The organism is Pseudomonas bubulae, from assembly GCF_037023725.1.
GTDB classification, from domain to species: Bacteria; Pseudomonadota; Gammaproteobacteria; order Pseudomonadales; family Pseudomonadaceae; genus Aquipseudomonas; species Aquipseudomonas bubulae.
The window spans coordinates 439604-457952 of record NZ_CP146077.1; the positions used below are offsets into that span (position 1 = coordinate 439604).

The window sequence follows — 18349 nt, forward strand, 5'->3', positions numbered from 1 at the left end:
TCGAAGCTGTGACGCAGCGCGTCACGAATTGAGCCTACCCAATAAGCATCCTGCTACGGGGAGAAGTCGAATCTGGGCGCACTCAAACAACCACTGTTCTGCCGGGTTTTGTAGCAAAATAATTGCACTTTTTTATTACCATGACCTCCTACAGTTATGAGCGCCTAATTCACGCGCCACACAGAGAGCCGTCTTACAAGGCATGTCAGAAGACCAACCTTTATCAGCGGTATCGCCCGTTCTGCACGAGCTACGCGCTGGCACTCATACACGCCATGTAGCCCTTGAAAAACGCCTGCCGTTCTTCAGCAATACACTCGACCTTGAACGCTACACGCGCCTGTTGAGCGCTTACTACGGCTTCTATCACGAGCTGGAGGAGCGACTGCAACACAGCCCCTGGATGACCCACGATTTCGACCTGCAGGCACGACTCAAAACACCCGCGCTACGTCGGGATCTGCAGGCCCTGGGGGTCAGCATCCAGTCGCTTGCACTGTGCGAAACCCTTCCGGCATTGCACAGCCCCGCCTGCGTACTGGGTGTGTTGTATGTGCTGGAAGGCGCCACTCTGGGCGGCAACGTGCTGCGCAAGCAGATGTCGCAACGACTGGGCCTGGAGGGACACAACGGCTGCGCTTTCCTTTACGTGTACGGCGAGGCCACCGGGCGGCAATGGAAGGCATTCCTGGAGTTTCTGGGCAGCGTGCCCCTGGACGCCCAAGCGCGAGACCAGGCCGTACAGGCTGCCAGCTCAACATTTAGCTGTTTCGAGCACTGGCTCGAACGTCAGGAGGTTTTATTATGACCCCACAGGACCCTCAAGCCTTTGAACGCTTGCTGGCCAATTGTGCTGATGAACCCATTCGCTTTCCCGGGGCGATCCAGCCCCACGGCCTGCTCGTGACACTGACGGAGCCGGGGCTGCAGATCCAGCAGGTCAGTGCCAATGTGCTGACCCTGTTCGGCGTCAGTGCCGAATCACTGCTGGGCCTGCCACTGGCCGCCCTCAGCGGCTCCGAAGCCGCCAACGCAGTGCAGCAGGCCGCCGTCTACACCACGCTGGCCGATGCTCCGCCTTTGGCCCTGAACCTGCTGGGGCGTGAATACGAAGGCCTGCTGCACCGTGACCAGGGCATTCTGGTTCTGGAGCTGGAACTCAAACCCGATGACTCAGAAATTCACAGCACCATGGGCAAGGTGCGCAACCTGAGCCGTATGCTGCAACGCCTGCAAGGGGCCAAGACCCTCACCGCACTGTATGAAATCTGCGTGCGCGAGATCCAGGCACTGACGGGCTACGACCGGGTTCTGATCTACCGTTTTCAGGATGAAGGCCACGGCCAGGTCATCGCGGAAGCCTCCTCGCCAGCGATGGAATTGTTCAACGGCATGTTTTTCCCTGCCTCCGACATCCCTGAACAAGCCCGCGAGCTGTACCGCACCCACTGGCTGCGCATTATTCCGAACGCCGATTACCAACCTGTGCCGCTGATTCCCACATTGCGCCCGGACACCGGCGAGGCACTGGATCTGAGCGGGGCCGTATTGCGCAGCGTGTCTCCGATTCACTGCCAGTACATGAAGAACATGGGCGTGCTGTCGTCCATGAGCATCTCGCTGATGGATGGCGAGCGCCTGTGGGGACTCATCAGTTGCGGGCATCGCCAGACGCTGCATGTCCCCCATGAACTGCGCATGGCCTGCCAGACCATCGGTCAGGTGCTGTCCCTGCAGATCAGCGCCCTGCAAACCCTGGAAATCAGCCGTCAGCGCGAAGCCAAGATGGATGCCCTGGTGCGCCTCAACGCCGCCATGGTGCAAAGCACCGCAGCCGTGTTTGAAGGCCTGGCACAAATGCCCGAAGCCTTGATGGATCTGACTGGCGCCAGCGGCGTGGCGATTCTGGAAGACAAGGTGCTGCACCGTTATGGTCAGTGCCCCTCCCCGGAAGACACTCGCGCGCTGTACCAATGGTTCAAGGACAGCGGCCAGCCAGTCTTCTCCAGCCACAACCTCAGCACCCTGCACGCCCCGGCAGCACAGTACAAGGACATCGCCAGCGGCCTGCTGGCCATGACCCTGCCCAAGCCCGTGGACAACGCCGTGCTGTGGTTTCGCCGCGAAGTCAAAGAAAGCATCCAGTGGAGCGGCGACCCCAATAAACCGCTGAACCTGGAAGCCGGCAGCAACGGCCTGCGCCTGAGCCCGCGCACCTCGTTCGAAATCTGGAAAGTCGAGATGGACGGCATCTCCAGCAAATGGAGCCACGGCGATCTGTTTGCTGCCAATGACCTGCGCCGCTCGGCCCTGGAAAACGACCTGTCGCGCCAGGTGCTGCGCGAGCAACAGGCCGTGCGCGCACGCGACGAGCTGGTGGCGGTGGTCTCCCACGACCTGCGCAACCCCATGACCATCATCTCGATGCTCTGCGGCATGATGCAAAAGGCCTTCAGTAGCGACGGCCCGCACACATCGCGACGCATCACCTCGGCCATCGACACCATGCAGCAGGCCAGCAGCCGCATGAACGTGCTGCTCGACGATTTGCTCGACACCTCGAAAATCGAAGCCGGTCGCTACACCATCAGCCCGCAGCCACTGGAAGTCAGCCAGATTTTTGAAGAGGCACTGTCGTTGCTCGCGCCGCTGGCGCTGGACAAAGCCGTGGAACTGACTTTCCACGCCGAGCCCGACCTGAAAATCAGCGCCGACCCCGAACGCCTGTTCCAGGTGCTTTCCAACCTGATCGGCAATGCGATCAAGTTCACCCCCGCACAGGGCAAGATCGGCGTAGCAGCCATGTCCAACGGGGACGATATCGTGTTCAGCGTGCGAGATTCGGGCAAGGGCATAGCCCCCGAACAGCTGCCCCATATCTTCGACCGCTACTGGACGGCTAAAGAAGGCAACGCGCTGGGCACGGGCCTGGGGCTGTACATTTCCCAGGGCATCATCAAGGCCCATGGCGGCCAGCTACTGGCCGAAAGTACACCGGGAGAAGGCAGCGAGTTTCGCTTCACGGTCCCAAGAATGGTCTGATGGTTAACAGCACAATGCCCTGCAGCTATCACACCTGAATGCTGCATAAAAACGGCCGCCTCCTTGACGGGAGAGCGGCCGTTTTACATTCAACCCGTCAGCTGAAGGCGTTGATAAACCAGGTGATCATCGGGATCGCCACGATATCGATCAGCACCGCCCCACACAGCGGCACGATGATAAAGGCCTTGTACGAGAAGACTTTGTAGTGATCGCAGATGGCCCCCATATTGGCCACGGCATTGGGCGTCGCGCCCAGCCCGTGCCCCATGAAACCAGCGCACAAGACCGCGGCGTCGTAGTTGCGGCCAAACAGGCGGAACAGGACGAACACGCACAGCAGGATCATGATCACCACCTGCACCACCAGAATCACCAGCAACGGCAAGCCGAGCTTCTCCAGCTCCCAGAACTTCAAGCTCATCATGGCCATGGTCAGGAACATGCCCAGGCACACATCACCGATAGTGCTGACGGCATGGTCGGGCACCTCGATCAGCTGGGCCCGGTCATTGAGGTTGCGCAGGATGATCGCGACGAACATGGCCCCCACATAGCTCGGCAAGACGATACCCAGTTGCTGCTGCAAGCTGGAGCCCAGCCAGAACCCCAGCACCATAATCACCACAATGCAGGTCAGCAAACGCAGCAGGGTTGCGGCATCCAGCGCGGCCACAGGGGTGTGGACCACGTCTTCGAACGCCTTGAGACTGCCCGCGGCTTCGGCCTTGACCACCAGTTTGTTGCGCTCGATCAACCAGCGCGCCAGCGGGCTGCCGAGCAAACCGCCGGCCACCATGCCAAAGGTTGCAGCGGCGAGCGCGGCAGTCGTAGCCCCGACCGCCCCCAGGTTTTCAGCAATCGGCCCAAAGGCTGCCGCCGCACCAAAGCCGCCCTCCAGTGACACTGCCCCGGCCATGATCCCCAGCAGCGGGTCGATGCCCAGCAGCTTGGCCACACTCACTCCCACCACGTTTTGCACCAGCGCCAGGCCCCAGCACGCGCCCAGGTAGATAAACAGCAGCTTGCCGCCCTTGCGCAACAACCCCAGGCTGCCACCCAAACCCACGGTGGTGAAGAACGCCACCATCAGCGGGGTTTGCAGGCTGGTGTCGAGGCTCAGGTTGAGCAGTTGCTGATCCCGTAATAACCAGATCACCAAGGCAAACCCAAAACCACCGATGACCGGTGCAGGAACACACAATTGACGCAGCCAGTAGCTGCGCTTTTTCAGTTGGGCACCCAGGCCCAGCAGGAGCAACGCGAGAGCAAGGGTGCTCAGCGCATCCAGTTCGAATGTCAGCATGGCGAATTTCTCTTTTTCTTATGATTCAACAAGCGGTTTCAGGGATTTGCGCAAAAACTTAATCAATCAGGCTGGCGAGCAGACGCGCGCCAATGCGGGCGGTTCGGTTGTCGATGTCCAGGCTCGGGTTGAGCTCGGCGATGTCGGCCATGCGCAATTTGCCGCTGGCTTTGGCGTGGCGTACCAGGTGCTCGACGATCTGCATGTCCACCCCATGGGCAGACGGCGCACTGACGCCGGGGGCCTGGCTGGCGGGCAGGACATCAAGGCAAAGGGTCATGTAGAGGTGATCGACATCTTGCAAAAAATCATCGATCAACGCTTCGCAGGCGGGGATGTCCCAGCTGTTCATTTGCCGGTCGAGGCGGTAACGCACATTCAGGCGCCCGGCCTGTTCAAACAGGGCCTGGGTATTGTTCAACTGGCTGACACCCAGGCAGCAATAGGTGAACGGCATATCGAAACGCTGGCAAGCCTCGGCAATCTGCCGGAAGGGTGTGCCTGAGCTGCTTTGTTCGGCGTGGCGCAAATCGAAATGCGCATCGAAATTGAGAATGCCAATGCGTGGCTGCGGGTGCTTGCGGCGCAAGTGATCAACCAGACCACTGAAACTGGCAAAGGCGATTTCGTGCCCGCCACCCAGGCCCAGCGGTAAATGCCCCTGGTCGAGCAAATGGCTGACCTGTTGGCCATAGCCTTGCTGCGCGCCCTCCAGATCATCGCCCGCGCAGCTCACATCACCGGCGTCGTACAGCGGCGCGTGACCGTGCCATGCCAGATTGGCCAAGGCCTTGCGCAAGGCCACCGGCCCCTTGCGGGCACCGGTACGGCCCTGATTGCGCCTGACCCCTTCATCGCTGGCCAAACCAATCAATGCAGCCCCCGCTGGCAGGCCATCGGCCACAGGCTTGACCCATTGATGCCAGCGCAACGCGCCCTGCCCTTCAGCGGCATCAATACGGCCTGTCCACAAGGACATGTCGGGTACAACCGTCATGTTTGAAACTCCAGTCAAATTCAGTCGAGCCGGGCGCTCAGGCGCAGGGCAACGTCCTGGGTCCAGCGGATCAGGCGTTCACTGCGGGTATGTGCCCTGGTAGCCGGGGCCATGAGGCTGATGGCGCCTTGCAGGCGATTGCGGCTGTCGAGCAACGGCGCGCTGATGCCCCAGATACCGTCGTCGATCTCACTCACACTCACGGCATAACCGGCAGCACGGATCTGGGCAAAGCTGCGCTGATAGGTGGCCACTTCTTCAGGCTCGACGCCTTGCGCCAGAAGCGCCGACACACTGTGCGCTTCATCCATATACGCCAGCAGCACCCGCGCAGAAGCGCCGACCAGCAGCGGCTGGGCCAGCCCCTTCTGGTAACAGCAGCGCAGCGGCTGCGGGCTGTCGACCAGCTCAATGCAAATCGCCTGACCGTTGCTCGGCACCATCAAGGCCACGCTCTCCTGGCTTTGCTCGGCCAGACGCTTGAGTTCAGGTTTGGCCAGCGTTACCAGCACCGCTTCGCGGTCAAATTTTTTCGCCAGCTGCAAACAGGCTGGCCCTGGCAGATAGCGGCCCTGGCCGTTCTCTTCGGCCAGGCCCCAACGCAACAGGGTGTTGAGGTGGCGATAGGTGCTGCTCAGCGGTTGCCCCAGTTGCTCGGAAAGCGCCTTGGCGGAGATCGCCTCGGCGGATTGCCCCAGGCTGACGAGGATTTGCAGCAAGCGATCAGTTGGCGTGTTGTAGTTCATTATCGGCCCCATGCTCTTGCCTGCATGGTGCACGGTGTTTCCCATTAGCTGAAATTCGATTCCCACTGAATGGGAAAAAACCGCCAGATAGTGATCAGCGGTCGCAAATTGCCCCCCTTACAGGCACAAAAAAACCGCCATCCCGAAGGATGACGGCTTTTCTGGGTATTCAACCGCGAGAACCGTCCTGGCCTCAGTTGAGTACCGGTGCCCCCAACTTCTCAATGCGACGACGGCGTGCCACCAGCAGGCCTGCCACCACCACCAGAATGCTCAGCATACCGGTCGCCATGATTTCAACGCGATGCGCTTCCTGGAACAGCATGACCGTCAGAATAGCCACGATAAAGACGATTACTGCATAGGTCAGGCCCGGGAACAGCCACATCTTGAACGAGATGTTCTCGCCCAGGGCCGTACGCTTCTGGCGCATGCGCAGTTGCGACACGGCAATCACCAGATACACCAGCAGCGCGATCGCGCCAGAGCTGGCCAGCAGGAACTCGAACACGGCAGCCGGCGCCACATAGTTGGCAAATACCGCTACAAAAGCTGCACCCGTGGACATCATCACCGCCCAGTAAGGCGTGCCCGCAGCATTGGTGCGCTTGGCCGCAGCCGGTGCATCACCACGCTTGCTCAGGGAGTAGAGCATGCGCGAAGAGGTGTAGAGCGCCGAGTTCAGGCAGCTGGTTACGGCGATCAGTACCACGATATCAACGATCAGCTTGGCATTCGGGATGCCCATGCGATCAAGTACGGTCTGGTAGGAACCCAACTGCGCCAGGCTCGGGTCGTTCCACGGCACCAGGGCCACAACGATGAAAATCGATACCAGATAGAACAGGCCAATACGCCAGATCACCGAATTGGTGGCCTTGGTGATCTGCTTGCTTGGATCTTTGGATTCCGCCGCCGCGATGGTGACAATTTCAGTGCCCATGAACGAGAACATGGTGGTCAGCATGGCAGCCAGAACAGCGCCCATGCCATTGGGCATAAAGCCGATGGTATCGGACAGATGCGCGACACCGCTGACCTGACTGGTAGGCAGATAGCCGAAAATGGCCAGCAGACCCAAAATGATAAAGCCAATAATCGCCAGCACCTTGACCAGCGCAAACCAGAACTCGAACTCACCGTAGTTCTTGACGCTGAACAGGTTGGTGGCGGTCAGCAACAGGGTGATGACCAGGGTAAACACCCAGATCGCCGTACCCGGGAACCAGGCATGCAGGATGGTACCTGCGGCGACAGCTTCCAGCGGGATCACCAGGACCCAGAACCACCAGTACAGCCAGCCAATGGTAAAACCAGCCCAATGCCCGATGGCACGGTCGGCGTAAGTGGAGAACGAACCGGTATCAGGCGAGGCAACGGCCATTTCGGCCAGCATGCGCATCACCAGCACGACCAAGGTGCCTGCTGCGGCATAAGCCAGCAACACGGCAGGGCCCGCTTGGGCAATCGCGTGTCCGGAACCGACAAACAAACCGGCGCCGATAACACCGGCAATCGACAGCATGGTCACATGCCGTGGTTTGAGCCCTTGTTCCAGGCCGCTAGAGGATTGCGTATTGCTCATTGGGACTACCTTTCATTGAAGCCATTCCGAGCACCCGCGTTGACTTTCGTAAAAAGTAACCAACGGGGCGTTTAGAATCCTTGACGCAATAACTGAGCCAGAATGTGACACATGCACGGTTTCCGCGGGCTGCAACGATTTGCAACAGACATTGCAAGCCATTGAGCGCAATGGCATTTCGCCAAGTCGTTACCGAAACACTCAGCTACAAGGGTCTCGACGCACCAAAAATACCCAAAACACCCCATATGGCCCAAAAGCAGTGCACATCTTTAACCTTTAGTAGGTTCGCGCTTCCAACACCGGGCCAAAGCTGGCAACATCGCGACCTTTTTTAAGCGACACCTGTCTGGCCGAACGGCGAATTACAGGGTCGGTTGTTGTCGGCGCGACACTCTGCTGTAGCGATGCGACAAACTGCCACCCTCGCGCCTTTTGTGTCTTCAGGGCGGCTGGTTGCCTCTGCAACCCTATGCTAGCTTGGCCTGCGCCAGGAAGGCCGCCCAACAGCAGGATCGCACCCGAACACAAAGAGGAACGCACATGGCTTTGGCCACGCCCGCGCTTGAAATCCGCAACTTGCACAAACGCTACGGCGAGCTTGAGGTACTCAAGGGTATCTCGCTGACCGCACGCGACGGCGACGTGATCTCGATCCTGGGTTCTTCCGGTTCCGGCAAGTCCACTCTGCTGCGCTGCATCAACCTTCTGGAAAACCCCCACGAAGGCCAGATCGTGGTCGCCGGGGAAGAGCTCAAACTCAAGAAAGCCAAAAATGGCGAACTGATCGCGGCCGACGGCAAGCAGATCAACCGCATGCGCAGCGAACTGGGTTTTGTGTTTCAAAACTTTAACCTGTGGCCGCACATGACCATCCTCGACAACATTATCGAGGCGCCACGTCGCGTACTGGGGCAAAGCAAGGCCGAGGCCATCGAAGTGGCCGAAGCATTGCTGGCCAAAGTCGGCATTGCCGAAAAACGCCATGCCTATCCGTCCGAATTGTCCGGTGGCCAGCAGCAACGCGCAGCGATTGCCCGCACCCTGGCCATGCAGCCCAAAGTGATTCTGTTCGATGAACCGACATCGGCACTTGACCCGGAAATGGTTCAAGAAGTACTTAGTGTGATCCGCGCACTCGCCGAAGAAGGTCGCACTATGCTGTTGGTCACCCACGAAATGGGCTTTGCCCGTCAGGTGTCCACCGAAGTAGTGTTTTTGCACCAGGGCCTGATCGAAGAGCAAGGGTCGCCAGAACAGGTGTTCGACAACCCGGTTTCGGCGCGCTGTAAACAATTCATGTCCAGCAACCGCTAACGGAGCAACACGAATGCAGAACTATAAAAAGCTTCTCATGGCCGCTGCCGCCACACTGGTTTTCAGCGCCAACGCCTTGGCTGCAGACAAGTACAAAGTCGGCATTGAGGGCGCTTACCCACCGTTCAACAACAAGAACGCCAGTGGTGAAGTCGTGGGCTTCGACCCGGATATCGCCATGGCCCTGTGCGCCAAGATGAAAGCCGAGTGTGAAATCGTCACCTCCGACTGGGACGGCATCATCCCGGCACTGAACGCCAAAAAGTACGATTTCATCGTGTCGTCGCTGTCGATCACTGACGAACGCAAGCAGGCGGTGGACTTCACCGACCCGTACTACTCCAACAAGCAGCAGTTCATCGCGCCGAAAAAAGTCGACTTCAAAACCGATCTCGCGTCCCTCAAGGGCAAGGCCCTGGGCACCCAGCGTTCAACCCAGGCTGCGACCTGGCTGGATGACAACCTGGGTACCGACGCCACCATCTCCCTGTACGACACTCAGGAAAACGCCTACCTCGACCTGACTTCGGGCCGTGTAGACGCGCTTCTGGCTGACAAGTACGCCAACTACGACTGGCTGAAAAGCCCGGCTGGCCAGGCATACGAGTTCAAGGGTGAACCGGTCAACGAAGACGACAAGGTCGGCATCGCCCTGCGCAAAGGCGACAACGAACTGCGTGCCAAGCTGAACCTGGCCCTCAAGCAAATCGTTGAAGACGGCACGTACAAGAAGATCAACGACAAGTACTTCCCGTTCAGCATCTACTGACCTGCCTGACCGGTGCGCCTGTAGGCGCGCCGGTCCCTAGCAAAGCCTGCCTACCCCATGACTATCGATTTATACGGATTCGGCCCGGCGCTTGCCGCTGGCGCGCTGATGACCGTCAAACTGGCACTTACCGCGCTGTGTCTGGGCCTGGTGCTCGGATTGCTCGGTGCCTTGGCCAAGACCTCCCCCTTCAAACCGCTTAGATGGTTGGGCGGCGCCTATTCGACCCTGGTTCGCGGCGTGCCCGAACTGCTCTGGGTGTTGCTGATCTACTTTGGCAGCGTGAACCTGGTGCGCACCATCGGCGAATACATCGGCATGCCCGATCTCACCCTCAGCGCCTTTGCGGCGGGTGTACTCGCGCTGGGCCTGTGCTTTGGTGCCTATGCCACCGAAGTGTTCCGCGGTGCCATCCTGGCCATTCCCAAGGGCCACCGCGAAGCGGGCATGGCACTGGGCCTGTCCAAACCGCGGATTTTCACCAAGCTGGTGCTGCCGCAAATGTGGCGTATTGCCCTGCCCGGCCTGGGTAACCTGTTCATGATCCTGATGAAGGACACCGCGCTGGTGTCGGTCATCGGCCTTGAAGAAATCATGCGTCAGGCGCAAAACGCCGTGACCTTCGCCAAACACCCGTTCACCTTCTACATGGTGGCAGCCGTGATGTACCTGGGCCTTACCGTACTGGCCATGGGCACCATGCACGTGCTTGAAAAACGCGCAGCGCGCGGCTTCGTGAGGAGGACGTAATGGAGTGGGAAGTAATCCTCAAGTGGCTGCCCAAGCTGATGCAGGGTGCGACCCTGACCCTGGAGCTGACCGCCATCTCGGTGATCGCCGGTCTGATCGTGGCCATCCCGTTGGGCATCGCCCGCTCATCCAAGCTCTGGTATGTGCGCTCACTGCCCTACGCCTACATCTTTTTCTTCCGTGGCACGCCGTTGCTGATCCAGCTGTTTCTGGTCTATTACGGCCTGGCGCAGTTCGATGTGGTGCGTGACAGCGCGTTGTGGCCGTACCTGCGCAGCCCGTTCTGGTGCGCGATCATCACCATGACCCTGCACACCGCTGCCTACATAGCCGAGATCCTGCGCGGCGCGATCCAGGCCATCCCGCCAGGTGAAATCGAGGCAGCACGGGCCCTGGGCATGTCGCGTTTCAAGACCCTGGTGCATATCGTCCTGCCACGCGCTGCACGCATCGGTCTGCCGGCCTACAGCAACGAAGTGATCCTGATGCTCAAAGCCAGCTCGCTGGCGAGTACCGTGACCCTGCTGGAACTGACCGGCATGACCCGCACCATCATTGCCCGCAACTACCAGACCGTGGACATGTTCCTGGCTGCCGGGGCAATTTACCTGGTCATGTCGTTTGTGCTGATCCAGGGCTTCAAACTGCTGGAGCGCTGGTTGCGCGTCGATGCCTGTCAAGGGCGCTGACCTGCTTGCCCGCTTCGAGGCGCTGGACGGGTTTCTGCAAAACCACCAGCACCTCTGGCGCCCACGGCCCTTCACTCAGTTGAACGTGCCGTGGGAAGCGCAACACCCGGAACTGGCGCAGTGGTTGCGCCAGCGTTCGCTGCAAGACGCCGAAGCCAGCCACAACCACCCCCAACACCTGCCCGCCCCTGCGCCGTTCCCTGAACTGGCGGCGACTTCCCTTGCCCTGAGCGCAGTGCCACGACTAGCGGCCCAAACCCTTGCGCCTGCAAACCCGCGCTTACAAGTGGATGTACCCGGGCGCAAATGGCAACAGATCGAGGCCTTCGCCCAGAGCCTTACTTTTGCACAAGCGCCAACCCACTGGCTGGACTGGTGTGCGGGCAAGGGGCATTTGGGGCGCCGGCTGTTAAGTGCCGGGCAACAACTGACGTGCCTGGAATATGATCCGGCATTGATCGAATCCGGCCAACACCTGAGCCAGCGTCATCAACTGGCGGCCCGTCATGTTCAGCAAGATGTGTTCGCTGAAGCAGCAGCCCGGCAGCTCACACCCCAAATGACACCCGTGGCGCTGCACGCCTGCGGCGATTTGCATGTGCGCCTGCTGCAACTGGCCAGCGCGGCGGGTTGTGCACAACTTGCCGTGTCCCCCTGCTGCTACAACCGCATCGGCGGGTCGCACTATCAAGCGTTATCCACAGCCGCCAAGGCATCTTCCCTGCAACTGTCACTGGAGGACCTGAGCCTGCCCATGAGCGAAACCGTGACCGCCGGCACCCGCGTGCGCCTTCAGCGTGACCAGTCGATGGCACGGCGCTTGGGTTTTGATCTGTGGCAGCGCCAGCGCCGTCAGTGTGATGAGTACTTATCCACACCCTCGCTGCCCAGCAGTTGGCTGAACAAGCCGTTTGCCGAGTACTGCTCGGACTTGGCGGCGCTGAAGAACTTATCCACAAGTGGCGAAGAAGACTGGCCGGCGCTGGAAGCCGCAGGCTGGGAGAGGTTGGGGCAGGTGCGCAACCTGGAATTGGTGCGCGGGCTGTTTCGCCGCCCGCTGGAGCTGTGGTTGGTGCTCGATCGGGCGCTCTACCTGGAGGAGAACGGCTATGCAGTGCAGGTTGGCGAGTTCTGCGACAGCCAGCTGACGCCGCGCAATTTGATGGTGCTTGCGCAGCGCTGTGGATAACCCTGTGGGAGCGGGCTTGCTCGCGATTCAGGCGCTGCGGTCTGACAGTTAAACCACAGCGATCTCATCGCGAGCAAGCCCGCTCCCACAAAGGGTTTCGCAGGACTACGACCCGCGATATGTCGAAAAACCATAAGGGCTGAGCAACAACGGGATGTGGTAATGCTGATCCACATTCTTCACTTCAAAAATCACCGGGATTTCCGGGAAGAACGTGTCACGCCCTGCCTTCTTGAAATAATCGCCGGTCTTGAATACCACCCGGTACTCCCCCGCCTCGAACGCCTGCTTGCCCGGGAACAACTCGCCAATACGTCCCTGCTCATTGGTCACGCCTTGCGCCAGCGGCTGCCAATCCTTGCCCACATGCTTTTCCAGGGTCACATTGACCCCCGGGGACGGCAGACCGTTTTCAAGATTCAGCACATGCACGCTCAACGGATTGCCGGCAGCCAGCGCCAGGCTCGACACAGCGCTCAGGCTTAAAGCCGCCAGGGTGATTCGCAACGATTTCATGGTAAGTCCTCAGTGGTTAAAATCTGATCAACGTTGAATGGTCAGGCCAACTTGCCCGGCAGCCTTGATCGCGCAGGCTTCGTCCTGCTCAGCACCGCCCGCCCCGGCCACGCCCAGCGCGCCCACCAGTTCACCTTCGGCGAACAACGGCACACCGCCGCCCAGCAGCAACAGCTCGGCAATGGAGTTGAGATTGGCGGCCTCGGGGTTGTTACGCGCACGCTCGGCAAACAGCCGGGTCGGGGTTTTGGTCGACAGCGCGGTATACGCCTTGCGCTGGCTCGCCAGCAGGTTGTGCGGGCCAACGCCTTCCGGACGCTGCGCCATCAGCACGTTGCCACCCCGGTCGAGCACGCTCAGCGCCCCGGTGCAGTGCTTGAGGGTCGCGTCGGCCAACTGGCGGGCGGTGGCCAGGTCCAGATCGGCATGGCGCGCCAGATTCGGCGCCGCCTGGGCCACGCCGGCAACGCCAACGGCAGTCCACAACAACAAGGTTTTCAACATCATGGGCAAGCTCCTGTACGAATGGGCCCACCTTAACCAGCGCTCCTCGTCAGAACCCCGTCAGTTGCATTACAAGTTTGTAATAGGCAACACCGACGAAGGCGCCTAGCCTGTGCAGACGATTGATCGAGGTGTGCGATGCGTTTGCTAGTGGTTGAAGATGAAGCCAAGACCGCCGATTTCCTGGCCAAGGGCCTCAAGGAGTCCGGCTTTGCCGTGGATGTGGCACTCAACGGCCTGGACGGGCGCTATTTTGTCGAACAGCAGGAATACGACCTGATCATCCTTGATGTGATGCTGCCGGGGCTCAATGGCTGGCAACTGCTGCAACTGATTCGCCAGCGCGGCGCCACACCGGTGCTGTTCTTGACCGCCAGGGATGCTATCGAAGACCGCGTGCGCGGTCTGGAGCTAGGCGCCGACGATTACCTGCTCAAACCTTTCGCCTTTGCCGAGTTGCTCGCCCGGGTACGCACGCTGCTGCGTCGCGGCCCGCTACGCGAGGCCGAGTCGTATGCCATCGCCGATCTTGAAATCGACGTGCTGCGCCGCCGGGTCAGCCGGGGTGGCCAGCGCATCAGCCTGACCAACAAGGAATTCGCCCTGCTGCAACTGCTGGCCAGCCGCCAGGGCGAGGTGCTGTCCCGCACCCTGATCGCCTCCCAAGTGTGGAACCTCAATTTCGACAGCGACACCAATATGGTCGAAGTCGCCGTGCGTCGCCTGCGGGCCAAGGTCGACGATCCCTACATGCCCAAGTTGATCCACACCGTGCGCGGCGTTGGTTATCAACTGGAAGCACCCGATGAGTAAATCCATCGCCTGGCGTCTGGCGCTGGCGATCGCCATGACCTGCGCGTTGGTACTGAGTGTGATCGGGGTGTTTCTGTATCGATCGCTGGCCGCCGAACTGGCGTTTCGTGATGACCAGGCGCTGCTCGGGCGCCTTGAACAAGTGCGCGCCCTGCTGCATGACAGCGATAGCCTCGAAGCCCTGCAAGAACGCCCGCGCCTCTACCAGAACATGCTGGGCAACCTGGACAGTGTGCTACTGGTCAAGCGGGCAGATGGCAGCCCGCTTATCGCCATTAACCCGCACCGGCAGGACTTGCCTGATATACCGCCCATTGCTCAGGACCGGGCGCCACAGCGTGCCGATATCCAGACACTGGACCAGACAGTGCTGCTCGCCGGCATGGCCCGAGGCCCGGCCGATGAAATCCTCAGGGTGACCGTAGGCAAACGCCTGGATGAGCGTGAGCAAATGCTCGCTAGCTACCGGATGCGTTTATATGGCGCCGTGGGCCTGGGCGCGCTGCTGGCTTTCGGCCTTGGCCTGCTGCTGTTGCGCCGCGGCCTTGAGCCTTTGCGTGAGCTGGCCCACGCCATGGCTGGCATCGATCCGCGCAGCCTTGACCAGCGCATGGCCACACATGACGTGCCTGCCGAACTCAAGGAGCCGGTGCAGGCTCTCAACGCCATGCTGACACGCCTGGAAGACAGCTTTGCGCGGCTGTCACAGTTCTCCGCCGACCTGGCCCATGAAATCCGCACGCCGTTGCACAACCTGCTGGGCAGCAACAGCCTGGCACTGAACCAGTCACGCAGCCCGACTGAGTACCAGGAAGTACTTGCGTCGAATATCGAAGAGTACGAGCGGCTCAACCGTATGGCCGAAAACCTGATGTTTCTCGCCCGCGCAGAACACGGCCAGCGCCCGTTGCAGTTGCAAGTGCTGGACCTTGGTGAGGTGGGCGACGAGCTGTGCGATTACTTCGAAGCACTGGCTGAGGACCGGCAGCTGCAGTTGGACAATCAGCTCAGCGGCTCGCTGATGGCCGATCAACAGCTGCTGCAGCGGGCACTGGGCAATTTACTGGCCAATGCCGTGCGCCATGCTCAACCGGGCTCTACCGTACGCTTGCAGCGCCATGACGATGCCGGGTTTTGCTGGATCGGTGTGCACAACCCTGGCCCGCCGATTGAGGCGCAGCATCTGGGCAAGTTGTTTGACCGTTTTTACCGGGTCGATCCTTCACGGGCCCAACCGGGGGACTCGGGCGGGCTCGGGTTGGCGATTGTGCATTCGATCATGCAATTGCATGGCGGCCAGGTGCGGGTGGTCAGTGATACCAGCGGCACGCTGTTTGAACTGGGGTTTGCTCAATAACCTTTTTAGTTTTCCTGTGGGCGCGGCGGTGCGACGAAGTGTCGGCGCTGACCAATTCGGCGAAAAATCGGGTCACGACGGAGCACTTGCCCCCCTCCTTCACCGAGCGCCGGTCAGAAACGTGAAAATAGTCTGTTATCAGGGGTTTACAAGCCCAAACATCCGGGTATACTCGTCGCCCATAACGCCGGTATAGCTCAGTTGGTAGAGCAACTGACTTGTAATCAGTAGGTCCCGAGTTCGACTCTTGGTGCCGGCACCATACGCAACACCAGAAGAGGCTCACCGAAAGGTGGGCCTTTTTTGTTTTCAGGGTTTGGAGAAGACTCAAGAGCACCACATGGTGATGGTCTTGAGCCGATTAAAAATTCTGAACGCTCAGCTCGCGCAGTGCAGCTGTTGCTAGAAACCCCGAACGGGATGCATAGCGGTGGTCCCTGCTCACTCGTTCATCAATGCGCTGCAACAGGTTTTCTGGCAAAGAAGCGTTGAACCGAACCGACTTGCCAAGGTAAGGCGTCAAATCGAAGTCAACGATTGCCCATATTCCACCGACAAAATCCGGGTTCTCCAGGTGGGCATCCACGTCCTTGCCCTGCGGCAGCTCGCCGCCGTCCGCAACAATGCCTTCCAGATGCAAAGCCAATGCTTCCTGCACGTTATCCAGCGCTTGCGAAAAAGTGCTCCCGGCAGAAAAACAGCCTGGCACATCAGGCACCGTTACGCTGAATTCGGAATCTGCGTCTTTATGTATGACCACTGGAAATTTCATGACCGTAACTCTCCCTTGAGACCTGCGGATTTGAGAATGTTGTGCAGCGTCCCTATGGCAATTTCTGACTTGGGATGTGGAACCGTTACCCGACCCGCTTTGGCTGGATGCTTGAACTGATGGTGACTTCCCTTGATTGCGATCTCAAACCATCCATCTGCCACCAATAATTCAATAAGCTCACGACTTCGCACTTGATCACCACGCATTGTGTGTACGCTACACACCATTGAAAAATGGTGCAATCGTAAAATACACACACTACACACCAAAAAACGCGATCGGCTTAGAGTTGTGTTACACCCTGTGCACCCGAACGACTCTATCTCCAGCAGTATTATCGCTGTCCGCCCCCCCCCCTCCAATGAACCTCCCCCTTGCATAAATACTGTCCCATCACAATAATGCGATCGATTACCAATTACATTTTGGTTGCATCATTATGTCGGCGCTCGACCCTTCAGCTCTTCATCGGTTGTACAGCGATCACAACAGTTGGCTAAAGGGCTGGTTGCGCGTGCGCCTGGGCAATACGGCGGATGCCTGCGACCTGGCCCAGGACACGTTCCTGCGGGTCATGACTGCACGCCATGACACACCCATTCGGGAGCCCCGTGGTTATCTGAGCGCCATTGCCCGCTCGCTGTTGATCGACAAAGTGCGCCGCCGCGCCATCGAGCAAGCCTATCTGCAGGCGCTGGCACTCAAGCCCGAGCCTGTGGATATTTCGCCAGAAATACGCCTGTCGATTATCGAAACGCTGATTTCGATCGACAGCCTGCTCGATGAGCTGGGCCCCAGAACGCGGGAAATTTTCCTCGCCGTGCAGCTCGAAGGCTTGAGTTATGTTGCCGTCGCCGAGCGTTTCGAGGTGTCGGTTACCACGGTGAAAAATCATTTGATTCGCGCCATGACCCGCTGCCTGTTGCTGGTCGACAATTGATGTCCCCTGCCCCGGATCTCAAGGCGCTGGAGGCTGCTGCCACCTGGTATGTACAACTTAATGACGGCACCACCGACGAGGCTCGCACCCGGGACTGGCAGGCCTGGTTGAGAGCCTGCCCACAACATGAAGCGGCCTGGGCACGGCTTGAGAGGTTCCAGCGCCAATGGGCATTGATGCCCCAGGAGGCCGCTCTCTCCAGCCTCGACGCCGCGAAAACCCAACGCCGTGATGTGCTGAAAATCCTTGGCATGCTGCTGGCCGTTGGCAGCGGTACCTGGCTGGCGGCCGAGCAGGTGCCCTATCGCTCGATGCTTGCGGGGCAGCGTACCGGCGTCGGTGAGCGGCGTTCGCTGCGCCTTGAGGATGGCTCACAACTGGAGCTCAACGCCAACACGGCGCTGGATATCCACTTCGACGCCAAACAGCGTGTGATTCGTCTGCACCAGGGTGAAATCTTGATTCAGACCGCCAAGGATCCTGAGCAGCGTCCCTTTATCGTGCAGACCGAGGACGGCAGCGTGCGCGCCCTTGGCACCCGTTTCAGCGTGCGCCAATTGCCCGAGCACACACGAGTCGGGGTGCTGCAATCCGCCGTGGAAATTCGCCCGCTTGAGCTGATCCATCAGCCCCTGCGTCTGGAGACCGGACAACAAGTCACTTTCGATAGCAATGCAATCGGCAGGGTTCAGCCTTTGCCTGCGGCCTCAACCGCCTGGGTACAGGGCATGTTGAGCGTGGACGACTGGCGCCTGGGCGATTTTATCGAGGAGTTGGGCCGTTATCGTCCGGGCGTGCTGCGTTGTGCAACAGCCGTTCAGCATTTACGCATCTCGGGGGCCTTTCGTATCGATGACACCGATACGGTGCTGGAGAATCTGGGTAAAACCCTGCCAGTCAACGTTCGCTTCTTCACCCGCTACTGGGCCAGCATCGAACCGGCATAAGCTCAGGTGCAAATGGTTTGAACTTTAACCTTGCTGATTTAGATTCTCATCCGTCAATGACATAAGCCGCGACTACAGCGCGTTTGTGCCATGACCACGCAAGGATC

19 protein-coding genes and 1 tRNA gene are annotated in these 18349 nt (G+C 59.6%); 12 read left to right on the top strand and 8 right to left on the bottom strand.

What is annotated here, in order from left to right:
- Positions 1-202: 202 nt before the first annotated feature.
- The gene (locus V6L81_RS01985) at positions 203-808 is read left to right on the top strand and encodes a biliverdin-producing heme oxygenase (protein ID WP_095017762.1); all 606 of its coding nucleotides are present in this window, start codon (positions 203-205) and stop codon (positions 806-808) included.
- Positions 805-3042, top strand: coding sequence for an ATP-binding protein (locus V6L81_RS01990; protein ID WP_095000776.1), 2238 nt, complete (start codon positions 805-807; stop codon positions 3040-3042). Before V6L81_RS01985 ends, V6L81_RS01990 begins: the two co-directional genes overlap by 4 nt.
- A gap of 97 nt (positions 3043-3139) precedes the next feature.
- Here the strand turns inward: V6L81_RS01990 and gltS are convergent, their stop codons facing one another.
- The 4 genes from gltS to gabP all read right to left on the bottom strand — a co-directional run bounded on the left by gltS (position 3140) and on the right by gabP (position 7676).
- The gene (gene gltS, locus V6L81_RS01995; RefSeq protein WP_095020136.1) at positions 3140-4348 is read right to left on the bottom strand and encodes a sodium/glutamate symporter; all 1209 of its coding nucleotides are present in this window, start codon (positions 4346-4348) and stop codon (positions 3140-3142) included.
- A 58-nt stretch (positions 4349-4406) separates the two neighbouring features.
- Positions 4407-5345: a formimidoylglutamase gene (gene hutG / locus V6L81_RS02000; protein ID WP_095000774.1), complete on the bottom strand. Its 939-nt coding sequence runs from the start codon at positions 5343-5345 to the stop codon at positions 4407-4409.
- A 20-nt stretch (positions 5346-5365) separates the two neighbouring features.
- Positions 5366-6091, bottom strand: a complete 726-nt coding sequence (locus V6L81_RS02005; protein ID WP_095000773.1) for an IclR family transcriptional regulator — start codon at positions 6089-6091, stop codon at positions 5366-5368.
- A gap of 193 nt (positions 6092-6284) precedes the next feature.
- The gene (gene gabP / locus V6L81_RS02010; RefSeq protein WP_095017765.1) at positions 6285-7676 is read right to left on the bottom strand and encodes a GABA permease; all 1392 of its coding nucleotides are present in this window, start codon (positions 7674-7676) and stop codon (positions 6285-6287) included.
- Between the two features lie 543 nt (positions 7677-8219).
- Here gabP and V6L81_RS02015 point away from each other — a divergent pair.
- From V6L81_RS02015 to V6L81_RS02035, 5 genes are read left to right on the top strand one after another with little or no spacing between them, the layout of a single operon-like run.
- Entirely contained in the window at positions 8220-8993 is a 774-nt protein-coding gene (locus V6L81_RS02015; protein ID WP_088378475.1) for an ABC transporter ATP-binding protein, read from the top strand.
- A gap of 13 nt (positions 8994-9006) precedes the next feature.
- Positions 9007-9762, top strand: a complete 756-nt coding sequence (locus V6L81_RS02020) for an ABC transporter substrate-binding protein (RefSeq protein WP_095000771.1) — start codon at positions 9007-9009, stop codon at positions 9760-9762.
- Positions 9763-9819: 57 nt separating this feature from the next.
- Entirely contained in the window at positions 9820-10512 is a 693-nt protein-coding gene (locus V6L81_RS02025) for an ABC transporter permease (protein WP_095000770.1), read from the top strand.
- The gene (locus V6L81_RS02030) at positions 10512-11201 is read left to right on the top strand and encodes an ABC transporter permease (protein WP_095000769.1); all 690 of its coding nucleotides are present in this window, start codon (positions 10512-10514) and stop codon (positions 11199-11201) included. Before V6L81_RS02025 ends, V6L81_RS02030 begins: the two co-directional genes overlap by 1 nt.
- Positions 11182-12390, top strand: a complete 1209-nt coding sequence (locus V6L81_RS02035; RefSeq protein WP_338660442.1) for a methyltransferase — start codon at positions 11182-11184, stop codon at positions 12388-12390. Before V6L81_RS02030 ends, V6L81_RS02035 begins: the two co-directional genes overlap by 20 nt.
- Before the next feature lie 105 nt (positions 12391-12495).
- Here the strand turns inward: V6L81_RS02035 and uraH are convergent, their stop codons facing one another.
- A complete protein-coding gene (gene uraH / locus V6L81_RS02040; RefSeq protein ID WP_095017768.1) occupies positions 12496-12906 on the bottom strand; it encodes a hydroxyisourate hydrolase in 411 nt (136 codons plus the stop codon).
- A gap of 27 nt (positions 12907-12933) precedes the next feature.
- Complete coding sequence (locus tag V6L81_RS02045) at positions 12934-13413, bottom strand: heme-binding protein (RefSeq protein WP_095000766.1); 480 nt, start codon at positions 13411-13413, stop codon at positions 12934-12936.
- 135 nt (positions 13414-13548) lie between these two features.
- On the opposite strand from V6L81_RS02045, the gene V6L81_RS02050 reads away from it, so the two are divergent.
- The 3 genes from V6L81_RS02050 to V6L81_RS02060 all read left to right on the top strand — a co-directional run bounded on the left by V6L81_RS02050 (position 13549) and on the right by V6L81_RS02060 (position 15842).
- Positions 13549-14223, top strand: a complete 675-nt coding sequence (locus V6L81_RS02050; RefSeq protein ID WP_095000765.1) for a heavy metal response regulator transcription factor — start codon at positions 13549-13551, stop codon at positions 14221-14223.
- On the top strand, positions 14216-15580 hold the full coding sequence (locus V6L81_RS02055) for a heavy metal sensor histidine kinase (RefSeq protein WP_338660443.1): 1365 nt from the start codon (positions 14216-14218) through the stop codon (positions 15578-15580). The genes V6L81_RS02050 and V6L81_RS02055 overlap by 8 nt, the downstream gene beginning before the upstream one ends.
- 186 nt (positions 15581-15766) lie before the next feature.
- Positions 15767-15842 (top strand) — tRNA-Thr (locus tag V6L81_RS02060).
- Between the two features lie 99 nt (positions 15843-15941).
- On the opposite strand, the gene V6L81_RS02065 is transcribed toward V6L81_RS02060, so the two are convergent.
- Both V6L81_RS02065 and V6L81_RS02070 read right to left on the bottom strand, forming a co-directional pair.
- Positions 15942-16352, bottom strand: a complete 411-nt coding sequence (locus V6L81_RS02065) for a type II toxin-antitoxin system HicB family antitoxin (RefSeq protein WP_095025194.1) — start codon at positions 16350-16352, stop codon at positions 15942-15944.
- Positions 16349-16546, bottom strand: coding sequence for a type II toxin-antitoxin system HicA family toxin (locus V6L81_RS02070; RefSeq protein ID WP_095017820.1), 198 nt, complete (start codon positions 16544-16546; stop codon positions 16349-16351). Before V6L81_RS02070 ends, V6L81_RS02065 begins: the two co-directional genes overlap by 4 nt.
- A gap of 248 nt (positions 16547-16794) precedes the next feature.
- Here V6L81_RS02070 and V6L81_RS02075 point away from each other — a divergent pair, with 248 nt between their 5' ends.
- Together V6L81_RS02075 and V6L81_RS02080 are read left to right on the top strand one after the other, a co-directional pair.
- Positions 16795-17295 (top strand): sigma-70 family RNA polymerase sigma factor, encoded by a 501-nt coding sequence (locus V6L81_RS02075; protein WP_338660444.1) that lies wholly within the window; start codon positions 16795-16797, stop codon positions 17293-17295.
- Positions 17295-18242 (top strand): FecR domain-containing protein, encoded by a 948-nt coding sequence (locus V6L81_RS02080; RefSeq protein ID WP_095025193.1) that lies wholly within the window; start codon positions 17295-17297, stop codon positions 18240-18242. The genes V6L81_RS02075 and V6L81_RS02080 overlap by 1 nt, the downstream gene beginning before the upstream one ends.
- Positions 18243-18349: the final 107 nt, after the last annotated feature.